This is a genomic window from Shewanella sp. DW31 (assembly GCF_015767295.1).
Taxonomy (GTDB): domain Bacteria; phylum Pseudomonadota; class Gammaproteobacteria; order Enterobacterales; family Shewanellaceae; genus Shewanella; species Shewanella oncorhynchi.
This window is the reverse complement of record NZ_JADWMP020000011.1, coordinates 24,677-46,293: the sequence shown is the minus strand read 5'-3', so window position 1 is coordinate 46,293 and position 21,617 is coordinate 24,677. Positions and strand designations below refer to the sequence as shown.

The 21,617-nt window shown below is 46.3% G+C and carries 19 protein-coding genes; 13 read left to right on the top strand and 6 right to left on the bottom strand.

Going from position 1 to position 21,617, the window contains the following annotated elements; genetic code table 11:
• Positions 1-37 precede the first annotated feature (37 nt).
• From nrdR to GWI56_RS10975, 8 genes are all read left to right on the top strand, one after another.
• The gene (gene nrdR / locus GWI56_RS11010) at positions 38-487 is read left to right on the top strand and encodes a transcriptional regulator NrdR (protein ID WP_006082643.1); all 450 of its coding nucleotides are present in this window, start codon (positions 38-40) and stop codon (positions 485-487) included.
• A 119-nt stretch (positions 488-606) separates the two neighbouring features.
• Positions 607-1,761, top strand: a complete 1,155-nt coding sequence (ribD, locus tag GWI56_RS11005) for a bifunctional diaminohydroxyphosphoribosylaminopyrimidine deaminase/5-amino-6-(5-phosphoribosylamino)uracil reductase RibD (RefSeq protein ID WP_198572913.1) — start codon at positions 607-609, stop codon at positions 1,759-1,761.
• Positions 1,762-1,772: 11 nt separating this feature from the next.
• Positions 1,773-2,429 (top strand): riboflavin synthase, encoded by a 657-nt coding sequence (locus GWI56_RS11000; protein WP_113939349.1) that lies wholly within the window; start codon positions 1,773-1,775, stop codon positions 2,427-2,429.
• Positions 2,430-2,524: 95 nt separating this feature from the next.
• Complete coding sequence (ribBA, locus tag GWI56_RS10995) at positions 2,525-3,628, top strand: bifunctional 3,4-dihydroxy-2-butanone-4-phosphate synthase/GTP cyclohydrolase II (RefSeq protein ID WP_028761388.1); 1,104 nt, start codon at positions 2,525-2,527, stop codon at positions 3,626-3,628.
• A gap of 130 nt (positions 3,629-3,758) precedes the next feature.
• Positions 3,759-4,238, top strand: coding sequence for a 6,7-dimethyl-8-ribityllumazine synthase (gene ribE, locus GWI56_RS10990; RefSeq protein ID WP_006082639.1), 480 nt, complete (start codon positions 3,759-3,761; stop codon positions 4,236-4,238).
• Positions 4,239-4,249: 11 nt separating this feature from the next.
• A complete protein-coding gene (gene nusB, locus GWI56_RS10985; protein ID WP_006082638.1) occupies positions 4,250-4,654 on the top strand; it encodes a transcription antitermination factor NusB in 405 nt (134 codons plus the stop codon).
• A 78-nt stretch (positions 4,655-4,732) separates the two neighbouring features.
• A complete protein-coding gene (gene thiL, locus GWI56_RS10980) occupies positions 4,733-5,689 on the top strand; it encodes a thiamine-phosphate kinase (protein ID WP_198572950.1) in 957 nt (318 codons plus the stop codon).
• A gap of 15 nt (positions 5,690-5,704) precedes the next feature.
• Positions 5,705-6,199 (top strand): phosphatidylglycerophosphatase A, encoded by a 495-nt coding sequence (locus GWI56_RS10975; RefSeq protein WP_198572912.1) that lies wholly within the window; start codon positions 5,705-5,707, stop codon positions 6,197-6,199.
• A gap of 136 nt (positions 6,200-6,335) precedes the next feature.
• Here the strand turns inward: GWI56_RS10975 and recN are convergent, their stop codons facing one another.
• Together recN and GWI56_RS10965 are read right to left on the bottom strand one after the other, a co-directional pair.
• A complete protein-coding gene (recN, locus tag GWI56_RS10970; protein WP_198572911.1) occupies positions 6,336-7,994 on the bottom strand; it encodes a DNA repair protein RecN in 1,659 nt (552 codons plus the stop codon).
• 128 nt (positions 7,995-8,122) lie between these two features.
• Positions 8,123-9,085 carry an AEC family transporter gene (locus tag GWI56_RS10965; RefSeq protein ID WP_198572910.1) on the bottom strand — a complete coding sequence of 321 codons (963 nt, stop codon included), beginning with the start codon at positions 9,083-9,085 and terminating at the stop codon, positions 8,123-8,125.
• A 290-nt stretch (positions 9,086-9,375) separates the two neighbouring features.
• On the opposite strand from GWI56_RS10965, the gene lldR reads away from it, so the two are divergent.
• Positions 9,376-10,275, top strand: coding sequence for a LysR family transcriptional regulator LldR (gene lldR, locus GWI56_RS10960; RefSeq protein WP_105251752.1), 900 nt, complete (start codon positions 9,376-9,378; stop codon positions 10,273-10,275).
• 21 nt (positions 10,276-10,296) lie between these two features.
• Here the strand turns inward: lldR and GWI56_RS10955 are convergent, their stop codons facing one another.
• The 3 genes from GWI56_RS10955 to barA all read right to left on the bottom strand — a co-directional run bounded on the left by GWI56_RS10955 (position 10,297) and on the right by barA (position 14,049).
• The gene (locus GWI56_RS10955; protein WP_131523583.1) at positions 10,297-10,530 is read right to left on the bottom strand and encodes a DUF3319 domain-containing protein; all 234 of its coding nucleotides are present in this window, start codon (positions 10,528-10,530) and stop codon (positions 10,297-10,299) included.
• 143 nt (positions 10,531-10,673) lie between these two features.
• On the bottom strand, positions 10,674-11,273 hold the full coding sequence (locus GWI56_RS10950; RefSeq protein WP_198572909.1) for a YjaG family protein: 600 nt from the start codon (positions 11,271-11,273) through the stop codon (positions 10,674-10,676).
• Complete coding sequence (gene barA, locus GWI56_RS10945; protein ID WP_198572908.1) at positions 11,248-14,049, bottom strand: two-component sensor histidine kinase BarA; 2,802 nt, start codon at positions 14,047-14,049, stop codon at positions 11,248-11,250. The genes GWI56_RS10950 and barA overlap by 26 nt, the downstream gene beginning before the upstream one ends.
• A 100-nt stretch (positions 14,050-14,149) precedes the next feature.
• Between barA and rlmD the strand changes: the two genes are divergently transcribed.
• Both rlmD and relA read left to right on the top strand, forming a co-directional pair.
• A complete protein-coding gene (gene rlmD, locus GWI56_RS10940; protein ID WP_198572907.1) occupies positions 14,150-15,502 on the top strand; it encodes a 23S rRNA (uracil(1939)-C(5))-methyltransferase RlmD in 1,353 nt (450 codons plus the stop codon).
• A 152-nt stretch (positions 15,503-15,654) separates the two neighbouring features.
• The gene (gene relA / locus GWI56_RS10935; RefSeq protein WP_028761378.1) at positions 15,655-17,862 is read left to right on the top strand and encodes a GTP diphosphokinase; all 2,208 of its coding nucleotides are present in this window, start codon (positions 15,655-15,657) and stop codon (positions 17,860-17,862) included.
• Between the two features lie 436 nt (positions 17,863-18,298).
• On the opposite strand, the gene GWI56_RS10930 is transcribed toward relA, so the two are convergent.
• Complete coding sequence (locus GWI56_RS10930) at positions 18,299-19,171, bottom strand: LysR family transcriptional regulator (protein WP_198572906.1); 873 nt, start codon at positions 19,169-19,171, stop codon at positions 18,299-18,301.
• Positions 19,172-19,270: 99 nt separating this feature from the next.
• On the opposite strand from GWI56_RS10930, the gene GWI56_RS10925 reads away from it, so the two are divergent.
• The gene (locus GWI56_RS10925; protein WP_198572905.1) at positions 19,271-19,882 is read left to right on the top strand and encodes a LysE family translocator; all 612 of its coding nucleotides are present in this window, start codon (positions 19,271-19,273) and stop codon (positions 19,880-19,882) included.
• Positions 19,883-20,613: 731 nt separating this feature from the next.
• On the top strand, positions 20,614-21,588 hold the full coding sequence (locus GWI56_RS10920; protein ID WP_198572904.1) for a DUF1852 domain-containing protein: 975 nt from the start codon (positions 20,614-20,616) through the stop codon (positions 21,586-21,588).
• The last annotated feature ends 29 nt before the right edge of the window (positions 21,589-21,617 follow it).

The window sequence follows — 21,617 nt, the reverse complement described above, 5'->3', positions numbered from 1 at the left end:
ATTAACGCTTTACGATCATTCACTGGCAGGAGGCTCAATGCATTGTCCATTTTGCAGCGCGACAGATACTAAAGTCATCGATTCTCGATTAGTGGCGGAAGGCCACCAAGTGCGCCGTCGCCGAGAATGCACCGAATGCCATGAACGATTTACCACCTTCGAAGGCGCCGAGTTAGTCATGCCTAGGGTGATTAAGCGCGATGGTTCACGCCAACCCTTCGATGAAGAAAAACTCCAAGGTGGCATGTTACGCGCCGTTGAAAAACGCCCCGTGTCTATGGATGAAATCGAGCAAGCACTCAGCAAAATCAAGTCTACCCTGCGCGCCACTGGCGAGCGGGAAGTGCCGTCAGAAATGGTGGGTAACTTAATGATGGAGCAATTGATGAGCCTAGATAAAGTCGCCTACATTCGTTTCGCTTCTGTGTACCGTGCCTTTGAAGACGTGTCTGAATTTGGTGAAGCCATCGCCAAGCTGCAAAAGTAGTCATCGAGTTTTGTCGCCGATAAGGCAGACGTGTACGAGCTATTGGCGTGAAAGCACAAATTTAAAAGACAGGTTTGTAAGACTGGTGAAAGCCGGAACCTTTAACAACAGGGTTGAACATGAGCTTGAACATAAGTTGGTCCGTACTCGATACCCAAATGATGAGCCGCGCGATTCAATTGGCGCGCAAAGGCTTTTACACCACAAGACCCAATCCTAGTGTGGGCTGCGTTATCGTTAACGATAACCAAATCATCGGTGAAGGTTATCATCAAAAAGCAGGTGAGCCCCACGCCGAAGTGCACGCACTACGTATGGCTGGTGAACACGCCCGTGGCGCAACCGCCTATGTCACCCTAGAGCCCTGCAGCCATTATGGCCGCACGCCGCCCTGCGCCTTGGCGCTGATCAATATTGGCGTTAAACGTGTGGTGGTGGCGGTGGAAGATCCTAATCCGCAAGTAGGTGGTCGTGGCATTCAAATGCTGCGTGACGCCGGTATTGAAGTGGATGTGGGATTACATCGCGATGAAGCCTATGCCTTGAATGTAGGCTTTATGAAGCGGATGGAATCGGGTTTACCCAGAGTTACAGTCAAATTGGCTGCGAGTCTCGATGGTAAAACCGCGCTGTCTAACGGTGTGTCTAAATGGATAACTGGTCCAGAATCTCGCCGCGACGTGCAGCGATTACGTTTACGTTCTTGTGCACTGGTCACGGGAATTGAAACCATATTGGCGGACGATCCCTCACTCAATGTGCGTTATCAGGAACTTGGCAGCTTAAAAGACAGTGTAACCGAGGCGCAATTACTGCAGCCATTAAGAGTCATACTCGACAGCCGCGCCCGTTTGCCGTTATCGGCCGCCTGCTTGACTATCGTATCGCCGATACTCTTGGTCTCGACCGTGGCTTATCCCGCAGACTTTCAAGCACAATTGCCCTCCCATGTGAGTTGCCTCGTGTTACCTGCAATTGCAGGTCGTGTCTCATTGCCTGAACTATTAAGCTATTTAGGCCAAAGCTGTAATCACGTGTTGGTGGAAGCGGGTGCAACCTTAGCGGGCGCATTTTTAGCGCAGGGGCTGGCCGATGAGTTAGTGCTATATCAAGCGATGAAAATCCTCGGTGGGCATGGGCGTAATCTGCTGCAATTGCCCGATTATCAAACCATGGCACACATTCCTGCACTAATTTTGGTAGATGAGCGCAAATTAGGGCCAGATACCCGTTTAATCTTAAGCGTTAAGCTTGATACTTCTTTATTTAATTAAGTGAGTTAACCATGTTTACTGGGATTATTGAAGCCGTTGGCACCCTGCGCAAACTGGAGCGTAAAGGCGATGATATTCGTCTTACCGTGGCGAGCGGCAAACTGGATTTAAACGATGTGCGTTTAGGCGACAGTATTGCTACCAACGGTGTGTGCTTAACGGTTGTGCAGCAATTAGCAGACGGTTATGTGGCTGATGTATCAGCTGAAACTGTGAGTCTAACTGGCTTTGCAAACTACAAAGTGGGCACTAAGGTGAATCTTGAAAAAGCCGTCACCCCAACTACACGCTTAGGCGGCCATATGGTCAGCGGCCATGTTGACGGTATTGCAACGGTTGAGCAACGCTTAGTGCGTGGTCAAGCCATTGAATTTTGGTTAGCCGCACCCGCAGAGCTTGGGCGTTACATTGCCCATAAAGGTTCCATCACCATTGATGGCGTGAGTCTGACAGTTAACGAGGTGGACGGTAGTCGATTCCGCTTGACCATAGTGCCGCATACTGCAGGTGAAACCACGTTAATCGACCTGCAAGCAGGCGATAAGGTGAATATCGAAGTGGATTTAATCGCCCGTTATCTTGAACGCTTGATGAATTATGATGGCAAAGACAGCAAGAGCGGTGGCGTCACCATGGAAATGTTAGCCCGTGCCGGCTTTGTGCGTTAGTGCACAGGAGCAGATTATTTAACTTAAGCTTATCGGCAGCTTAGGTTATTTAGGTATAGAATTTCATAATAACAGCAAAATCATAAGGTCCTACAATGGCGCTGCACAGTATAGAAGAGATCATCGAAGATATTCGTCAAGGCAAAATGGTTATTTTGATGGATGACGAAGACAGAGAAAACGAAGGTGATTTGATCATGGCGGCCGAAATGGTCACGCCAGAAGCGATTAACTTTATGGCGAAATATGGCCGTGGGCTGATTTGCCAGACCATGACTAAAGCCCGTTGCCAGCAGTTAAACCTGCCTTTAATGGTGACGAATAATAACGCACAGTTCTCGACTAACTTTACGGTTTCTATTGAAGCGGCAGAAGGTGTGACTACCGGTATTTCGGCCCACGATCGCGCTGTAACGGTGAAAGCGGCGGTGGCTAAAGAGGCTAAAGCGTCTGATTTAGTGCAACCAGGGCATATCTTCCCGTTAATGGCACAGGACGGCGGCGTATTAACCCGCGCAGGCCACACTGAAGCTGGCTGTGATTTAGCCCGTCTTGCGGGACTTGAGCCATCGGGCGTTATCGTTGAGATTTTGAACGAAGACGGCACTATGGCACGTCGCCCCGATTTAGAAATTTTCTCCGAGTTACATGGCATCAAAATCGGCACTATCGCGGCTTTAATCGAGTATCGCAATACCAAAGAAACCACGGTTGTGCGCGAAGCTAAATGCAAATTACCGACCCGTTTCGGTGAGTTCGATATGGTGACTTTTAGAGACACTATCGACAATCAATTGCACTTTGCCTTAGTCAAAGGTGAGGTGAAAGAAGATTGTTTGGTGCGCGTGCATTTGCAAAATACCTTCAACGATTTACTCCACTCAGAGCGCGATCAGCAACGCAGCTGGCCACTCGAAAAGGCGATGGAGCGTATTTCTGCAGAAGGTGGTGTATTGGTTTTACTCGGGAATCAAGAGCATCCCTGTGAAATCCTCTCTAAGGTGAAAGCCTTTGAAGCTGAAGATCAAGGCCAAGCGCCTGCTTCTGCAAAATGGCAGGGGACGTCGCGCCGTGTGGGTGTTGGCTCGCAAATTCTCGCCAGCCTTGGTGTGACTAAGATGCGCCTGCTCAGTTCGCCTAAACGCTACCACTCACTTTCAGGCTTTGGCCTTGAAGTGACTGAGTATGTGGCGGACTGAAACCCAAAGTTACACTGAAGTAAAATTAACAATTTCTGATAATTTGCATAGGGCTCTGGGCAATTGGCTGTGATATCATGTCGCCACTTTTCGCCCCGAGCTGGGTGCTTTAGCTAAATTAGGTAAGATAATGAACGTAGTTCAAGGTAATATCGAAGCGAAAAATGCCAAAGTTGCGATTGTAATTTCGCGTTTCAACAGCTTTTTAGTTGAGAGCTTGCTTGAAGGTGCACTTGACACGCTGAAACGTTTTGGCCAAGTCAGCGACGACAATATCACTGTTGTCCGTGTACCAGGTGCGGTTGAGTTGCCGCTAGCTGCGCGTCGCGTAGCTGCCAGTGGTAAATTCGACGGTATTATCGCATTAGGTGCGGTGATCCGTGGTGGTACTCCTCATTTTGATTTTGTTGCAGGCGAATGTAATAAAGGTCTAGCTCAAGTTGCTTTAGAATTTGATCTGCCTGTTGCTTTCGGTGTTTTGACCACTGATACCATTGAACAAGCGATTGAACGTTCAGGTACCAAAGCGGGTAACAAAGGCGGCGAAGCTGCTTTAAGCCTGCTTGAAATGGTCAATGTTCTGCAAGAACTTGAACAACAGTTGTTATAGTAGGAAAAATAATGAAGCCTTCTGAGCGCCGCAAGGCCCGCCGTTTAGCCGTTCAAGCCATCTATTCATGGCAACTAAGCGGGAATAATATTGCCGATGTCGAGCATGAGTTTTTAACTGAACAAAGTCTCGACGGTGTTGATGTAGCTTATTTTCGTGAGCTATTTTCAGGCGTTGCAACGAAGAAAACCCAATTGGATGAGCTGATCATCCCGCATCTGGAACGCCCGATTGATGAAGTGTCTCCAGTAGAGAAAGCCATAGTTCGTTTAGCGACCTATGAGCTGACTTTCCGTAAAGATGTGCCATACAAGGTCGCGATTAACGAAGCGATTGAGTTGGCAAAAGCTTTCGGTGCGGACGAGAGTCATAAGTTTGTGAACGGACTGCTCGACAAACTGGTTGCACGCAAGTAATAAAGACAAACGGTATCTTAGGATACCGTTTTTCATTGCTAACAAAGGTGGCCGATGTAAGTCGTGCCAAACTGTACAGTGAAAGAATTCCAATTAATTGAATGTTATTTTAGCAACCGCGGCCCCACTCGCCGTGATGTGAATCTTGGCATCGGTGACGATTGCGCTTTAGTGCAACCTGCAGAAAACAAGTCGATCGCTATCTCCTGTGACACCTTAGTTGAAAATGTCCATTTCTTCCCCGATATGCCTCCTGCTGCCTTAGGTTACAAAGCCTTAGCGGTAAATTTATCTGATCTGGCTGCCATGGGCGCTGAACCCGCGTGGATGACGCTTGCCTTAACGCTACCCGAAGTCGATGAGACTTGGCTAAGTGGCTTTAGTGAAGGCTTGTTTGAAGCGGCCGATTACTATGGCATCGCCTTAATTGGCGGCGATACGACTCGTGGTCCACGGGCGATTAACATCACAGTGCACGGCCAAGTCCCACAGGGTAAGGCACTCACGCGTCATGGTGCTAAAGCCGGTGATTGGATTTATGTCACGGGCACGCTCGGAGATTCAGCCTTAGGTCTGGATATCATTCGAGGCGCACAACAGGCCAGAGCCGAGCATAAAGAATTCCTGATTAATCGCCATTATCGTCCAACACCAAGAGTCTTAGCGGGCCAAGCTTTGCGTTCGCTTGCCTCCAGTGCAATCGATCTTTCCGACGGGTTTATCTCGGATATCGGTCATGTGCTTAAGGCTTCGGCAGTTGGTGCTGTGGTGGATGTTAATTGCATCCCGCTTTCACGCGCGATGCAAGATACCGTCAGCGAGGAGCATGCCTTAGGTTATGCGCTGACGGGGGGCGAAGATTATGAATTGCTGTTCACCGTTCCTGAAGCGCAAAAAGGTGCGCTTGAGACGGCATTAAGCCATGCAGGAGCAAAGTTTGTTCGTGTTGGACAAATTTGTGCGGGCAGTAAGCTCAAGTTGCAACTCAATGGTGAGCCGTTTACACCGCCTTATCACGGTTTCGAGCACTTTTAAGCTAAGAGCATGTTAATGAAATGGTTGTCAAAGGATCAGGTGCTAATGCGCCTGTCATTAAAAAATCCTGTCCACTTTTTGGCACTTGGATTTGGTAGCGGACTCGCCGCTAAAGCGCCCGGAACCTTTGGTACCTTAGCTGCTATTCCCCTCTATTTATTGATGGCGCCCTTACCACTTACTTGGTATATCGGCTTAACCTTAGTGGGTGTATTCGCAGGATTTTATATCTGTGGTAAAGCGGCGCAAGACATGGGGGTTCACGATCACGGTGCTATTGTGTGGGATGAAGTGGTTGGACTACTGATCACTATGCTAGCGGCACCAAGTGGTTGGGGTTGGTTGTTAGTGGGCTTTGGTTTATTTCGCTTTTTCGACATCATCAAACCTTGGCCTATTCGATGGCTCGATGCTAAAGTTCATGGTGGCTTTGGCATTATGATTGACGATGTGTTAGCGGGCGTGTTTTCGTTTATTTGTCTGCAAGGGCTAGTCTGGTGTGTTAGCTAACATTATCGTTAACCCGACATGTTAGTTAGCATGGCCAACAACTACCCCTTAGTTTTTGATATAGCCCCTTAGCTTGTGATATAGAGTGTGTAGATTCAAGCGTTTAGCGACCTCATCCGTTATCTGATCCATACTACTATTGCAGCAGTTCCCTTGCGTTCGCGAGGGTATTGCTGGTGATAGTATCGCCACCTAACAGTCTTGCAAGCTCTTGGATACGCTGCTCACGATCGAGCGATTTCATTGTGGTCTCAGTACTGCCTGCCTTATTAAATTTATCGACGAACATGTGTTGATGACCATTGCCCGCAACTTGCGGCAAGTGAGTCACGCACAGTACTTGGGTCGATTCCCCTAAGCTGCGTAACATGCGGCCCACCACTGCTGCGGTGGGGCCGGAAATCCCGACATCCACCTCATCGAAAATCAATGTCGGTGTGGCAACTTTCTTCGCGGTAATCACTTGGATCCCTAGCCCTATCCGTGAGAGCTCACCGCCAGACGCGACTTTCGAAATCGGTTGCAAGGGTTGGCCAGGGTTAGTGGTTACCATAAATTCGATATTGTCACTGCCATTGGCTGACATTTGCTCGGGGTGGAAATTGACTTCGATCGTAAATTTACCCTTAGGCATATTCAGTTCGTGGATTGACTGAGTCACCAGTTTGTCGAGTTCTTTAGCATAGCGGGCACGGCTTTGGCTGAGCTTTTGCGCATTGCTAAGATAAGCGGCTCTACTTGCCTCGACTTGAAGCTGAATTTCTTCAAGTTTACTTTCATCACTGTCTAAGGTGCTTAGCTCAGCCTTTAATGCTAAATGATGCTCGGCCAGTTTATTCGGGCTAACATGATGCTTACGCGCCAGTTGCATGGCTTTTGATAGCCGTTCTTCTAAATAGGCAAAGTGGGTTGGATCGAGTTCAAGCTTACTCAAATAGTGCTGTAATTCGCCTGCACTTTCTTGCACTTGGATTAAGGCATCATTGAGCATAGTGTTGATATTGCTTAATGCAGGATCGTAGCTTTGCAGGTCTTCGGCGAGGGAAATGACTCGATTGAGCAGCGACTCTATGTTGTTCTCTTCGCCTTCAGTGAGTATATCTAAGCTCGCTTGACAGGTATCAATCAACTCAGTGCCATTGGCTAAGCGTTTGTGCTCTTGCTCAATCTCATCGAACTCATCAACTTTAAGATCAAACTCATCGAGTTCTTCTACTTGATATTGCACTAATTGCTTACGGGCAATACGTTCATGCTGGGAGGCTTCGAGTTGCTTTAGATCGGCCTCAATTTGCTTGCAGCGTTGAAAACTGGCGGCAACCGTATCGATAAGCAATCTGTGGTTGGCATAACTGTCGAGCAGGGTGAGTTGATGTTCACTTTTTAACATTGCATGGTGCGCATGTTGACCGTGAATACCGATAAGCAACTGACCCAGTAATTTTAGCTGCGTCAGCGGCACTGGATTACCATTGATGTAGGCGCGTGAACGGCCATCGCTACCAATAGTCCGACGTAGGATGCACTCATCATCGAGTTCAAGATCGTTATCTTCTAACCAACGTTTTGCCAGTGGAATATCATCCAAGGAAAAGCGGGCGCTGACCTCGGTTTTATTGGCTCCGGGGCGAACACTACTGGCATCGGCGCGATTGCCTAGGCATAGGCCTAGCGCATCGATGGCAATCGATTTACCCGCACCGGTTTCACCTGTGATGCTGGTCATACCGGGGCGAAAATCCAGTTCTAAAAAACGGACGATAGCGAAGTTATTAATGCTGAGTTGGCAAAGCATAGTGAATTCCTGTCGAAAAACATACCAAACCACTGTATTGATAAACAGTATATACTGATTTTATATACAGTAAAGTGGCTTGGGTAAATAATCGGCATTATCGGCAGTAAATATTTTTAATTAACTGATTATGCATAGGTTCTTACTAAACTTTCTAAGATAGGTAAACTGAAGAAAGTGACTAAGGTGCCAAATAGAATGCCTTGAGCACTGGTTGAAGCCTGAGTGTTATAACGCTGGGCGAGTAAGTACACGCTAGCCGCGGTGGGCAGTGCGCTCAAGATCACGCCCATGATCAGGTAGTCACCACTTACTCCAAAACGGTTAAGCATAAAGTAGACGAGTGCCGGTTGGATAGCCAGCTTGAAGAGGTTGATAAGGCTCAGTTCGATAAAATTCTTGGGGCTAAATACGCTGCTATCTTTCTGGTAGCGCATCGCTTTGGCGAGTACCATGCCGATAGCAAATAGGGCGCAGGGGCTTGAGGTATTGCCTATTTGCTGGATCATTAGCGCCAGCCCTGACGGCAGTTTTATCTCTAGCGCCGAAATGCCGACGCCAATTAAGCTACCAATAACGATAGGGTTTTTACCGACCGCCATTGCCATTATGATTAAGGCGTGGTGTTGTCTTTGGGTGTTAGTGGCCAGTTCCATCGAGACTAAGGCGACGGCAAACATCAGCACGGATAATAAGCTGGCAATCGCGGCGGCGACTAAGGCACTTTGCTGCTGCGGAAAGAGGATGATGAGCAGTGGAATACCAATAAATGCCGTATTACCAAAGGTGGCATTGAGGGCTCGAATGGCGGCAACTGCATGCTGTTTAGGGTTAGCAATCAGCGAGAATCCAAGGCAGACAAGATAAGTGATCACCATAGCTGTGCTGTAGCCCGCAATAAATCCCCATTGCAAAATTTCATCAATCGGTTGCTGCGCGAGGGCGATAAGCATGATCGCGGGGAACGCAATGTAGTAGACATATTGGTTCAGCACTTGATCCGTATCGATGGGCAAGAGTTTTAGTTTTTGCACTAGTGTGCCGAGCAACATGATCCCGAAGACGGCAAACAGAGGGGTTAAAATGGTCATTTCCCTCACTCATCCTTACGATTAAATTTGAATAAACTCGCCCACCGTCGTCATTTTACTGTCGCTATGATTCTTGGTGGACAGAGTTACAGCACTTGCTTCTTTTTATGTCACTTTAGAGCCAGATTTAGCGCCAGCGCAGTAAAACTCGCCACAAAATAACATACCATTTCAATCTAAGGCTATTGCGCTATGGTCGTATAAGTGAATAATTCAATGTTTAAAACACAATCACTTAGTGAATTTAGCGTTTTAACGTCAATACCCAATATGTGAAATTAGGATATGCAATGAGTGATGATTTAGGCGCTGAACTACAACTTGTCTATCTTTTTGTGCATTTAGTCAATGCGGGCAGTTTTTCGCAGGCGGCGAAGGAGCTCGATATGCCCATCGCCACTGTGAGCCGCAAGTTAGCGAAGTTGGAAGAGAAGCTCGATAAACAGCTCTTTATGCGCAGTACCCGCAAGTTACGATTGACGGAGGAAGGGCTGGCGCTCTTTCAACGCTACCAGAGTGTGGTTGCTCAATTTGATGAACTAAGTGGTTTAGGCAGTGATAAACCCGAGGGAACCCTGCGCATCGCCGCACCGATTTCGATTATTTCCATTGTGTTTATTCAGGCATTGAATGAGTTTGGCCGTTTGTATCCAGATATCCGTTTGCACATTTCCCAGAGCAATGAGTTAGTCGATTTGATCGACAAAGGCATAGATGTGGCGATTGTTGGCGGTGCTCAGCCTGATTCTTCTTGGGTGTCGAGTACCTTAGGCGAGCTCGACTATTGCCTGTTTGCCACACCAGAATATTTGGCTCAGGCACCTAAACTTGAGCATCCCGATGATCTTGAAGCCCATCAACTGATAAAAGTCTGGCCGCTGTTTAATTGGCATTTAAAGCATCCAAGCGGCGAGTCTTTTTATTTTAATGGCCCGACTAAGCTCACCCTCACGGACTTACACGGAGCGATTCAGGCTACTTTAGGCCATGGTGGGATCTTGTATGGTCCTGAACTATTTGTAAAACAGCAGATTAAAGAGGGAAAACTTAAAGTATTACTGCCTGAATGGATTGGCGAACAGAGGCGAATTTCGATTTTATATCATCAGCGCAGCCAGCAGCCGCTAAAGGTAAGAGTCTTTATTGAGTTTATGCAGTCAAAGGCGCCAGAGTTATTTTCTATGCGTTGATTTATTGAGGAGAACTGATTTTTAGCGTCTTTTAGGTTTTACGGTGTTTTTGCTCATGGTGTTTTGCGTTTGTTTTGCATCTTGCAGGCTGGAGCGTGTCGCGGGCAGTATGCCGAGTTCTAAGAAGTATCCCACTAAACGCCGTAGTTCAAATAAAGAACCGATACGCTGTTGATCTTTGATGGTCAGTTTCCAACTGTCGGTTCGTCCTTCGCTATTGGTTAAGATAAATCCTTGATAAACAATCTTTCTCATTGGAATAACTCAATCTTTATTGATGCTATTTATAGCAACTGGATATCTTTGACGGGATTCGTTGGTGAGGGTGTAAAACGATGATCCCTTTCTTATTCTGCATGGATAATAGGTGCTTGAGTAACCCCAAGCACCCCCATCAATTAAGCGACGCTGATACCGATATTTGATACGCCAGCTTCGATAATGTCTTTGCGTAAGCTTTTGACCAGTTCCGCTGTGATCTTCGGATTTTCTTCAATAATTTCCAGCAGAGAATTTTGTAATTCTTTCTCTTCTTCCATGACTTCATGGGCGAAAACGAAATCATCTAATGCTTCATCCACCAAATCGACATCGCTGATCGCTTCGATGTAGTTAGCCACTGTGCTGGATGATAATTTGCTGATATTGACTATATCTTCTTCAATTTTGCCTTGAATCGCACCTAGTAAGGTCGATATAGCGACCACAGCATCCATGGCAGGATAGACGCCATAGGCTTCAAAATCAGCAGGATCTGGGGTGTTATCTTCCAGGCGTTGCAGATGCACATCGACATTGAATTTGAGCTTGGAGTCGTACTGGGATTGCCACAATAGTTCTAATGCGGTACTCAACACAGTAGGATCGCCAAACTCACAGACTTCGGAAAACAGTTGATAGTTGGGCAACATACGTTGGCAAAGTGCAGTGGCGAAGAGTTGTTTTTGTGGCAGTGTTAACGCCTTGAGACGTTTAAAGAAGCCCGTTTTTTTGGTCATCTGTTATTTCCGCTGATAGCTGTGATATCACTTGATTTGCCGCAGATTCTACCTTAGTTAACTCATCAAGTAACTCTAGTATTTCGGGTTCGAGATCTTCAACCGATGTTTCACGTTTTAGTGCCGATTCAATTTCTTGGCATAACCTTTGGGTTGTTGGCACGCCGCAGTAGCAGCTCGCACCATGCAGCTTATGGATAGTACTGAGCATGACTGGGTGCTCGTTTTGACTTAGCGCCGTTTGAATCGTCGCCACGGTTTGCGGCAATGAGTCGAGCAACATTCTGAGCATATCTAAGGCGAGATCGGCCTTGTGATTGGCTTGGGTTAAGCATAAATCCCAGTTCAGCGTATGCAGGTCAAAATGGGTGAACTTAGGCCGAGTGATCCAGCGATGAATAATATCTTTGAGCGCCGCTTCATCAATAGGTTTAGGCAAATATCCGTCCATACCACTGCCTAAAATCAGTTCGCGTTCTTCGGCAATGGCATGGGCTGTCACGGCAATTATCGGCGTGTTGCGGTTCATCGAGCCTTGGCGAATTTGCTTCGTGGCGCTAATGCCATCTGTGCCAGGCATTTGGATATCCATAAAGATCAAGTCGAAGGTGCGAGTCTTCGCCTGTTTAACTGCCTCATCACCGCTGTTGACGGCAACCACAGTCGTCACTAATTCGCTGAGTAAAGTATCAATTAGTTTTAAGTTGGCAAAGTTATCATCTACCGCTAGCACGGTTAAGGATTGGCGAGCTACCGGTGTGGATATTGTCGCAGGGGCTATGATGTCGTACTCCATCGGTGGATAGAGTAAGTTGCGCGCAAGCTGATGCTCACTGACGGGCAGAGACAACACCACATCGGCATTCGGGCGAATAAATTGGGTTAAGGCATCCTGTTCTTGACAATCGTATAGCACTATAAGGCAATCTGTTTTGGTCTTCGCTAAGTTTAGTGTACTTACCAGTTGTGCTGAATCGCTAAACCCATGGCAACTCAAGAGAACATAGTCGTATGGCGCTTCAGCCGTGGTGAGCGTAGTCAACAAGCTTGGGATATGCTGATGATGGGTGACTTTTGTATCCCATTGATTCAATTGGCGGCTTAATACTGCGTGGGTGAGTACTCGCGGTTCGTAAAACAGTATAGTTTTGTCTTTGAGTTTTTCGAGCGGCAGTGAGTCACCGATTTGGAATTGACCTAAGCCGAGCGGCAAACTGAACCAGAAGTTTGAGCCTTTTTCTGGGGATGAAGTAAAGCCGATTTGGCCGCCCATTTGATTCACTAAACGTTTAGTGATCACTAAACCTAAGCCGGTGCCACCAAAGCGGCGCGAAATCGACGAGTCTGCTTGGCCAAAGGCTTGGAATAAAAAGTCCTGTTGGCTTTCATCGATACCAATACCTGTGTCGACCACATCACAGCGCAGTACCACTTGTTCATCCGATTGGCTCTGCAGTTCGATTTTGACCATCACGCTGCCAGAGTCAGTGAATTTAATCGCGTTACCAACCAAGTTATTGATGATTTGGCATACGCGCATGGCATCGCCATTGACATTGTCGGGCACGTTGGGGGCGATATCGACGACGAGTTCTAGGCCTTTGGCCTGGGCGCTGCCCGAGATTAAGGTAATCGTATCGCTTATGGTTTCCCTAAGGCCGAAGGGCATGTTTTCTAACACCATTTTACCGGCTTCGAGTTTAGAAAAATCGAGAATGTCGTTGATGATACCCAGCAGGTTAGTGGCGCTGCGTTCTATGGTCTTGATGTAATCGACTTGGCTCGAATGCAATGGTGTTTTGACTAATTGCCGCGCAAAACCGATAACGCCATTAAGCGGCGTACGTAACTCGTGGGACATATTCGCTAAGAATTCTGATTTAATTCGGCTGGCTTCTAGGGCGCGTTTTTTAGCTAAATCTAACTCGACGTTTTGGATTTCAATCTGCTCTAAGGTTTCCCGCAGATCCGACGTTGCTTGGTCGATATTTTGCTGCATCTCATCATGGTATTCCGATAGCGACCCCGCCATGGCATTGATACCGCGTTTGAGTAAGTCCAGCTCACCAATCAAGTTGCCATCTAAGCGGGCGTCCAATTTACCTTCACGGATTTTAGCGACGACGCGCACCATTTCAGTAATGGGCTGAGTGACGTTTTTCACTAGCCGGAAAGTAAATAGCAGGTTTAACTGCACGCCGATCAACACGATAATAAAGGCGGCGACTGCGGCTCTATGTTGCTCTAACAAGGCGCGTTCTTTATTGATTATTATCGAGATATAACCTAAAAGATGACCATCGTCTGTCTGGATATCGTAATTAGCGGGAGCAGCAATGGGGCCTGTGGCAAAAATGGGCGTCCGTAAAATAAGGCTGTCGTCCACATGTTCAATTTCGGTTTTATGCAGCGTGTTGAGGGCTTCTTTGTAGCGCATAATCTCAAAGTCTTTGTGATAGTGGGAGGTCACAAAGAGTTGATTATTTGCATCGAAAATCGCGATGGATTTTACTAAGGTGGATTTGTTGAGCTGTGCCGCCGCGAGTAAGCGTTTGGTCGCCTCGCGATCATTCGCCACTAAGCCGATCTCACTGGCAATCGACAGGGGCTCGATAATATTGCTGCCCTGTTCGACGAGCGTATCTTCGAGCTCATAAAAACGGTTTATGGTAAAGTAGCTGCCCAGAAGGATACCGACCAAGATTGTTGGCGCGAGCGCCAGCACAAGAACCCAAGAACGTAGGCTGTATTTGGTCATGTTGTTGACAGGGTTCATAGCAGCGGCGGTGTTTCCTGTGACAGAGACTAAGATAATTTTATAAGACTGCCAGAAAGAGGGCGGTCTTTGCCAGTATTTTATTGATTTAGAGGCCGAAATGGCGCAATTTTTTAAAGCAAAACCAAATAGTTCCAAACAGTTGTCGGCTAAGTTATCGCTGAGCGTAGAACAGCTCGATCACTTAGGTGCTGGTATAGCACAACATCAAGGTAAAGTCGTGTTTATCCCTGGAGCTTTGCCCGATGAAACCGTGACGGTACAGCTCACCGAGCAAAAGAAAAATTATGCCCGTGCCAAGTTGATTAAAGTCGATTCATCAAGTCCTGAGCGCGTCGAGCCCGAGTGTCCACACTACCACACCTGCGGCGGCTGCGACTTACAGCATATGTCATTATCGGGTCAGCGTGAGCATAAAGAAGCCGCGTTGCTGGATATTATGGCTAAGTTTGCTGGCACTGAAGGCGGCTCGTTATCGCCCGCACTCACGGGGGAAGGTTGGCATTATCGTCGCCGCGCCCGTCTTGCAACTTTATTTGATAAAAATACCAAACATTTAAGCTTGGGTTTTCGTGCCGCCAGTAGCAGCAATGTGGTGCCTATCAGCCAGTGTCAGGTGTTAGCTAAGCCGTTATCGGACTTGATCGTCCCCTTTGCTAAGTTGCTGAACCAATTGTCAGCTAAAGCCAGCTTAGGCCATCTTGAGTTGATTGCCGCTGATAATGGTCATTTCGCAGTGCTGCGGATCACTAAGGCGTTAAACGATAAAGATCTCGCTAAGTTGTCCGTCTTTGCCGAGCAGCATCAGATCCATATTTGTCTGCAGGACAACGAAGGCCAATTCCAAGGCGTCGGTGCTGAGTTAGTGTTACCGGTTTATCAACTGTTAGATGAAAATGCGCAGTCAGATGCGGTGAGCTTAAGTTTCACCCCAGGTAACTTTGTGCAAGTGAACGGACAGATTAACAAGGCGATGGTCGCTCAAGCGATGGATTGGTTAGCGCCAGCGCCAGATGAGCGCATTTTGGATTTGTTCTGCGGCATGGGTAATTTCAGTTTGCCCTTAGCGAAAATGGGCGCTGATGTGATTGGCGTCGAAGGGGTTGCCGAAATGGTGACTCAGGCACGGGTGAACGCGAAAGCTAACAATCTGGATAAACTGACCTTTTACCACGGCGATTTAAGTGCGGATTTATCCCTTGAGCCTTGGATGGGCAAGATTGATAAATTACTGCTCGATCCCGCTCGTGCGGGGGCATTTGAAAGCTTGCAATGGCTAAAGAAAATGAAGCCGCGCAAAGTCGTGTATGTTTCGTGTAATCCTGCGAGCTTGGCTCGCGATAGCGCTGTACTGTTAGAGCGCGGTTACCGATTACAGCAATTGGGACTTATCGACATGTTCCCACAAACACACCATATCGAAGCCATGGCACTGTTTGAATTAACCAAGTAATTTGCGCTGGCAAAGTAAGCAAAGCGTTTGAATAACGTAAAAAATGTGATTATTACGTCGGTTGGGTTTGACAAGTTCGCGCCAATGCTGAAGATAGGAGAGCTGAAGTGGTGCCCACTTTCTCTCTGAGCACGGATAAGGAAATAAATTAGATGGTCTCTGTTCGCGAAGCGCACTTTAATGATCCCGATTTTCACTTAGAAGATTGGGTAGCTCGCTATGTTGGTCATGCCGATGAAGCGCAGATGCTGCTCTCTTTGATAGGGCAGATTGACGCCTTACCCGCCAAGAGTCCTGCGGCGAAGAGAGAACTGCTCGAACGTGCTCGAGAGATGATTGAAATCCTCGCACCGCTAAACATGGATATTGAAACCCTGCAGGCGGCAATTTTGTTTGTGGTGCTCGATGCAGGGTTACTGACCGAAGAAGCCATCCAAGAGAAATTTGGTGAACCGCTGGCGCGTTTAGTCGCGAGTGTCGTGACCATGAACGCCATCGGCGCCTTGAAAATCAATCCTAATAGTCGTTCAACCGAGCCGCAAATCGACAATATCCGCCGCATGTTATTGGCTATGGTTGAAGATGTGCGCGCTGTGGTGATTAAGCTTGCCGAGCGTGTGTGTTTACTACGGGCGGTGAAAAATGCCGACGAAGAAACTCGCGTGCTGCTGGCCCGTGAAATTGCCGATATTTACGCGCCGCTGGCTAACCGTTTAGGGATTGGACAATTGAAGTGGGAGCTGGAAGATATTTCTTTCCGCTATCTGCATCCTGATACCTATAAAGACATTGCTAAGCAATTAGATGGCAAACGACTGGATCGTGAAGTTTTTATCGACAAGTTTGTCAGCCAGTTGCAACAAAGATTAGATGAAGATCAAATTCGCGCTAAGGTCTATGGCCGGCCGAAACATATCTACAGTATTTGGCGCAAGATGAAGGGTAAGCACCTCAAATTTGATGAGTTGTTTGACGTGCGCGCCGTGCGTATCGTGACTGAGCGTTTGCAGGATTGTTATGGTGCATTAGGTGTGGTGCATACGCTTTGGCACCATATTCCACGGGAATTTGACGACTATGTCGCTAACCCTAAGCCTAACGGGTATCAATCGATTCATACCGTGGTGGTGGGGCCTGAGGGCAAAACCGTTGAAATTCAAATTCGTACCCAAGACATGCATGAAGATGCTGAACTCGGTGTGGCCGCGCACTGGAAATACAAAGAAGGCAATCATTCCGGTAAGCAAAGCGGCTACGAAGAAAAAATTAACTGGCTACGTAAAATTCTGCAATGGCAGGAAGACGTGGTCGAAAGTGGCAACTTGGTTGAAGAAGTCCGCAGCCAAGTGTTTGAAGACAGGGTCTATGTGTTCACCCCAAGCGGTGAAGTCGTCGACTTGCCACTGGGCTCAACCGTGCTCGACTTTGCCTATTACATTCACTCCCAAGTGGGACATAAATGTATTGGTGCTAAGGTCGATGGCCGTATTGTACCGTTTACCTATCAGGTTGAAACGGGTGAGCGTATCGAGATCATCACCTCGAAACAGCCCAATCCTAAGCGCGACTGGCTTAACCCTAACTTAGGTTATATCCGTACCTCGCGGGCGCGTTCTAAAATCCAGCATTGGTTTAAGCAGCAGGACAGAGACAAGAATATTGTCGCCGGCAAAGAAATGCTCGAATCCGAACTGGCGCGGGTGAGCCTTAAAATTAAAGACGCGGCCATTGCGGTCGAGCGCTTTAATATGGCGAGTATGGATGACTTACTGGCGGCAATTGGCGGCGGTGATGTGCGTCTGCATCAAGTGGTTAACCATATTCAAAGCCGTTTGCGACTCGATGAAGTGTCAGAGGAAGATGCGGTCGAAGAATTAGTTAAGAAAGGCCAACATAAGCCGACTTCCAGTGGCCGTGGTCAGGTTGAAGTCAACGGTGTGGGTAATTTGCTTAACCATATCGCCCGTTGTTGTCAGCCTGTTCCCGGTGATGAGATCTTAGGTTTTATCACTAAGGGCCGCGGAATTTCTGTGCATCGCGCCGATTGTGAACAAGTGAAAGAGCTGATGCGGGTTCACCCTGAGCGCGGTGTCGATGTGGTCTGGGGCGAAAATTACTCCGGCGGTTATCGAATGCGTCTGCGGGTATTAGCCCACGATCGCAGTGGCTTATTGCGTGACTTAACCTCAGTGCTGGCGGCCGAAAAATCCAATGTACTGGCCATGAGTTCGTCATCGGACACTAAAAATCAGACCGCCGCGATTGAGTTGGAACTGGAGCTTTATAACCTCGATGGTTTATCGCGGGTGTTATCTAAACTGACCCAAGTCGATAGTGTGATCGAGGCAAGACGACTTTAAGGCTAGCAACGCCTTTCGAAGCGAGCGATATCTAGAAGCCATCTAGAAGCAAGAGATAAAGGATTGGGGCGGTAGGGAGGCTGTTCATCGTTCTGAGCAATGGTTTGCCATGGCATTTGCTCCCCAACGCGCAGCCAGTCCATCCGTGGATGCTCGACCGCCCCGTCCATGGGGCGGACGGTCGTCTCGCCAATCACCATGGCTCACCTTTCAAGTATTAGTGTAACCCGTAGGTTCAAAAACTAAGTCATAAGTATTCTGTTAAATTGTTCAACCTGATTAGACTTGAGCGAAGTCATTCGATTGAACATAAGAAACTTTTGGATATTTTCGTGTTACTACGAGATGGAGAGCCCTCTCTTTCAGATAACTTTTTCTACTCCAAACCACGCGAGTCGCCTACAAATAGCAGATCAAATTCACTAACCCACTACAATTACGAACTAAGAGTTTCAGGCTGGCATAAGGACATTGTCTTTTCTAACCAGTTTAAAAACTCCAATTCATTGCTTCCCAGTCTTTCTGTGTGGCTGAGCAGTACATAACGATGTCCAGATTGAGTAAATCCAAATGGAGCCACCAGTCTCCCGTTTTTCAAGTCATCGATTATCAGAGGATATGACCCTATAGCAGCCCCTAAACCGTCAACTGCCGCCTGTAAGCAGAAATAAAAATGCTCAAAGGATTTAGACTTATTGATATTAAAGGCATGTGTTGAACGTGATGACCAATCTGACCATGCAGAAGGTCTCGTTTCACTATGAAGCAAAACGATATCATCTAAGTTGTGCTGAGCTTTGTTCCAATATTCAGGCGAAAAAACAGGGCCAACCCACTCATTGACTAAGTTGTGTGTCGTATATTCTGGGCTAATATCGAAGTCATCACGCCGGATGGCTAAAGATAATCCTGTTTCACATAAATCCACAGGCCCTCCTGCTGTTGATAGTCGAACATCAATACCCGTAAGCTGGAAAAAACTGGCCAGCCGAGGCATCAGCCAGCGCATAGTTAATGTGGGCTCACAGGAAACTTCAAGATGCTTATTGCTTTCCCTCGTTAGCTTCTTAACTCCATTATCTAGAGCATTAAACGCAATATCAGTGTACAGCTTGAGTAGCTCACCTTCTTGCGTGAGACACATTCCTCTACCTTGTTTGTAAAACAGTAACTTCGACAAATGGCTCTCTAGCAATTTAATTTGCTTACTCACTGCTCCGTGAGTGATATGAAGTCTTTCTGCTGCCTTACTGTAACTCGATGACTCTGCCGTAATATGAAATACATAGAATGCTTTTAAATGTCTCATCTGTGACTTTTTCTCACATTTAGGATGCCTTTTTTTCGATTATAACTTACCAATAAATCTATACAATTATTTTAAAATCATGAACAGTTAGGATAGAAAATGGAGTTAATAAGTTTTGCAGTATTTGGGCTTTTAATCGTAGTAAGCCCTGGTGCTGACTTTGTTTTAGTATTTAAAAACAGTGCAATTTTTGGCAGAAAAGCGGGCATATTAACGGCTCTTGGGATAGGGATTGGTGTTTGTGTGCATATTACCTATTCAGTGATAGGGATTAGTCACTTAGTTTCTCAGAATGCGGTTTTATTTAGCATAGTGAAGTACATTGGTGCGGCGTATTTAATTTATCTCGGTGTAACAGGGTTAGTCAGTTCTAAGTTGAAATTAGACTATGAAAACTCAACAGACCAACCCACACATACTCGAAAGTACATATTTCAAGGTTTTTTGTGTAATGTATTGAATCCTAAAACAATGCTTTTCTTTCTAAGCGTCTTTAGCCAACTAATCTCAGCCAATAATGAAGGTATGTCTTTCGTTATTAGCTATGGCGTTTACATTGCACTTCTACATATGGCTTGGTTTTGTATAGTCGCTTACCTAGTCACATCTGTACAAGCGAGTCACATAATTCAAAAGTTTGGTCATAGAATTAATCAGGCGTGTGGTTTGGGTCTAATTGCTTTTGGTGCAACATTATCAATAAAAGCCTAAATTCCAACTCTCACATAATAAGTAAGTATTGTACTGGTACGCTAAATTTAGTCACTTAGATAGAGGTGTAATCTGTCTTTACTTCCATATTTTTGGAATGACTAAATGTAAGTCAAATTATCCTCTGCGCGCTGAGTGATTAATCGGTCATAGCTCACAATGATGCAATAGCTTTTTAGCTAAACGAGCAGCGAGAGGGTTAGTTAAGATTGGCATTGTTGCACCAGTGACCTACTAAAACATGTTTTAGTAGAGCCCTCAGGGATGCTTCTTTTAAAATAAATAGGCGGCGAGTCACTGGGGCACAATGACAATAAATATCGCGCAACAGGTAATACAACGAGCTTTGGGAAAAGATGTGTAATCGGCTATTACAAGCCGACTCTAGGAGAACTAACTCGAAAACATATTGCTGCTCCTGCTTTTCCCTATCCCAAGTTCAGGTTAATCCACAAAGCCATGTTAATTGATCATGAATATGGCTCATGTTGTATGTGAAATAAAACCGTTTTTGTTCATGTGCCGAACCACGTATAAATGACTCCAAGCGAAATATTAGACAAGCTTGAAGTTGCACCCTAGCTAAGCCATCAGGACTTAAGTCATCGGCACTTAAGTTAAATAGAACCTCAGACAGAACTCGAATAATGTCTATCAGAGTAGGGTCGAGAAGCTAGAAGAGCAGGGCATAAACTCAGGTTTGAAATCAGACAACGGGATACTGGATCACTATGAATAAGCATTTTACATTTACGATTAACAGCATTTGTCTTGATGAAAATTATCATCCCTCAGACAAGACGCGTATCACCACCAACTTTGCTAATTTGGCCAGAGGCAGTCATCGCCAAGCGAACTTACGCAACGCGTTAAAGATGATTGACAACAGTTTTAATGCCTTAGCGCATTGGGATAACCCCAAAGGTGATCGTTATACTGTCGAACTCGAAATTATCTCCGTTAATCTGGATATTGACGGCAGTGGTCAAACCTTCCCATCGATTGAAGTTTTGAAAACCAATATTGTTGATCATAAAACTAATAAGCGTATTGAAGGTATTGTCGGCAATAACTTTTCATCTTACGTACGCGATTATGACTTTAGCATATTACTGGCAGAACATAATAAGGGCCAAGCCAAATTTAGTATTCCAGATGATTTTGGTGGTCTACATGGCAAGCTCTTTCAGTCTTTTGTTAATTCTGATGCTTACAAACAGAATTTTAATAAGCCACCGGTTATCTGTCTCAGTGTTTCGGATAATAAAATCTACCATAGAATTGAGAATCAGCATCCCGTATTAGGGGTTGAATATCAGCCAAATGAATCGTCTTTAACTGAGCAATATTTCAAAAAAATGGGCTTACAGGTGCGTTATTTTATGCCACCAAATAGCGTGGCGCCTTTAGCTTTTTATTTCGTTGGTGATTTACTCAATGATTACACCCATCTTGAGTTGATAAGCACCATCAGCACTATGGGAACTTTTCAAAAAATCTATCGCCCTGAGATTTATAATGCCAATGCTGTTGCAGGGAAATGCTATCAACCTAATTTGAAAAACTTGGATCATTCACTGACTCAAATTGTTTATGATCGAGCAGAACGTAGCCAATTGGCTAATGAGCAAGGCAAATTTGCCGCGGAGTACTTTATCAAGCCCTACCAAACGTTTTTTGAACAATGGTCTGCTAATTACCTTTAGTCGCTCTGCACTTAATCGTCACGCTCAAT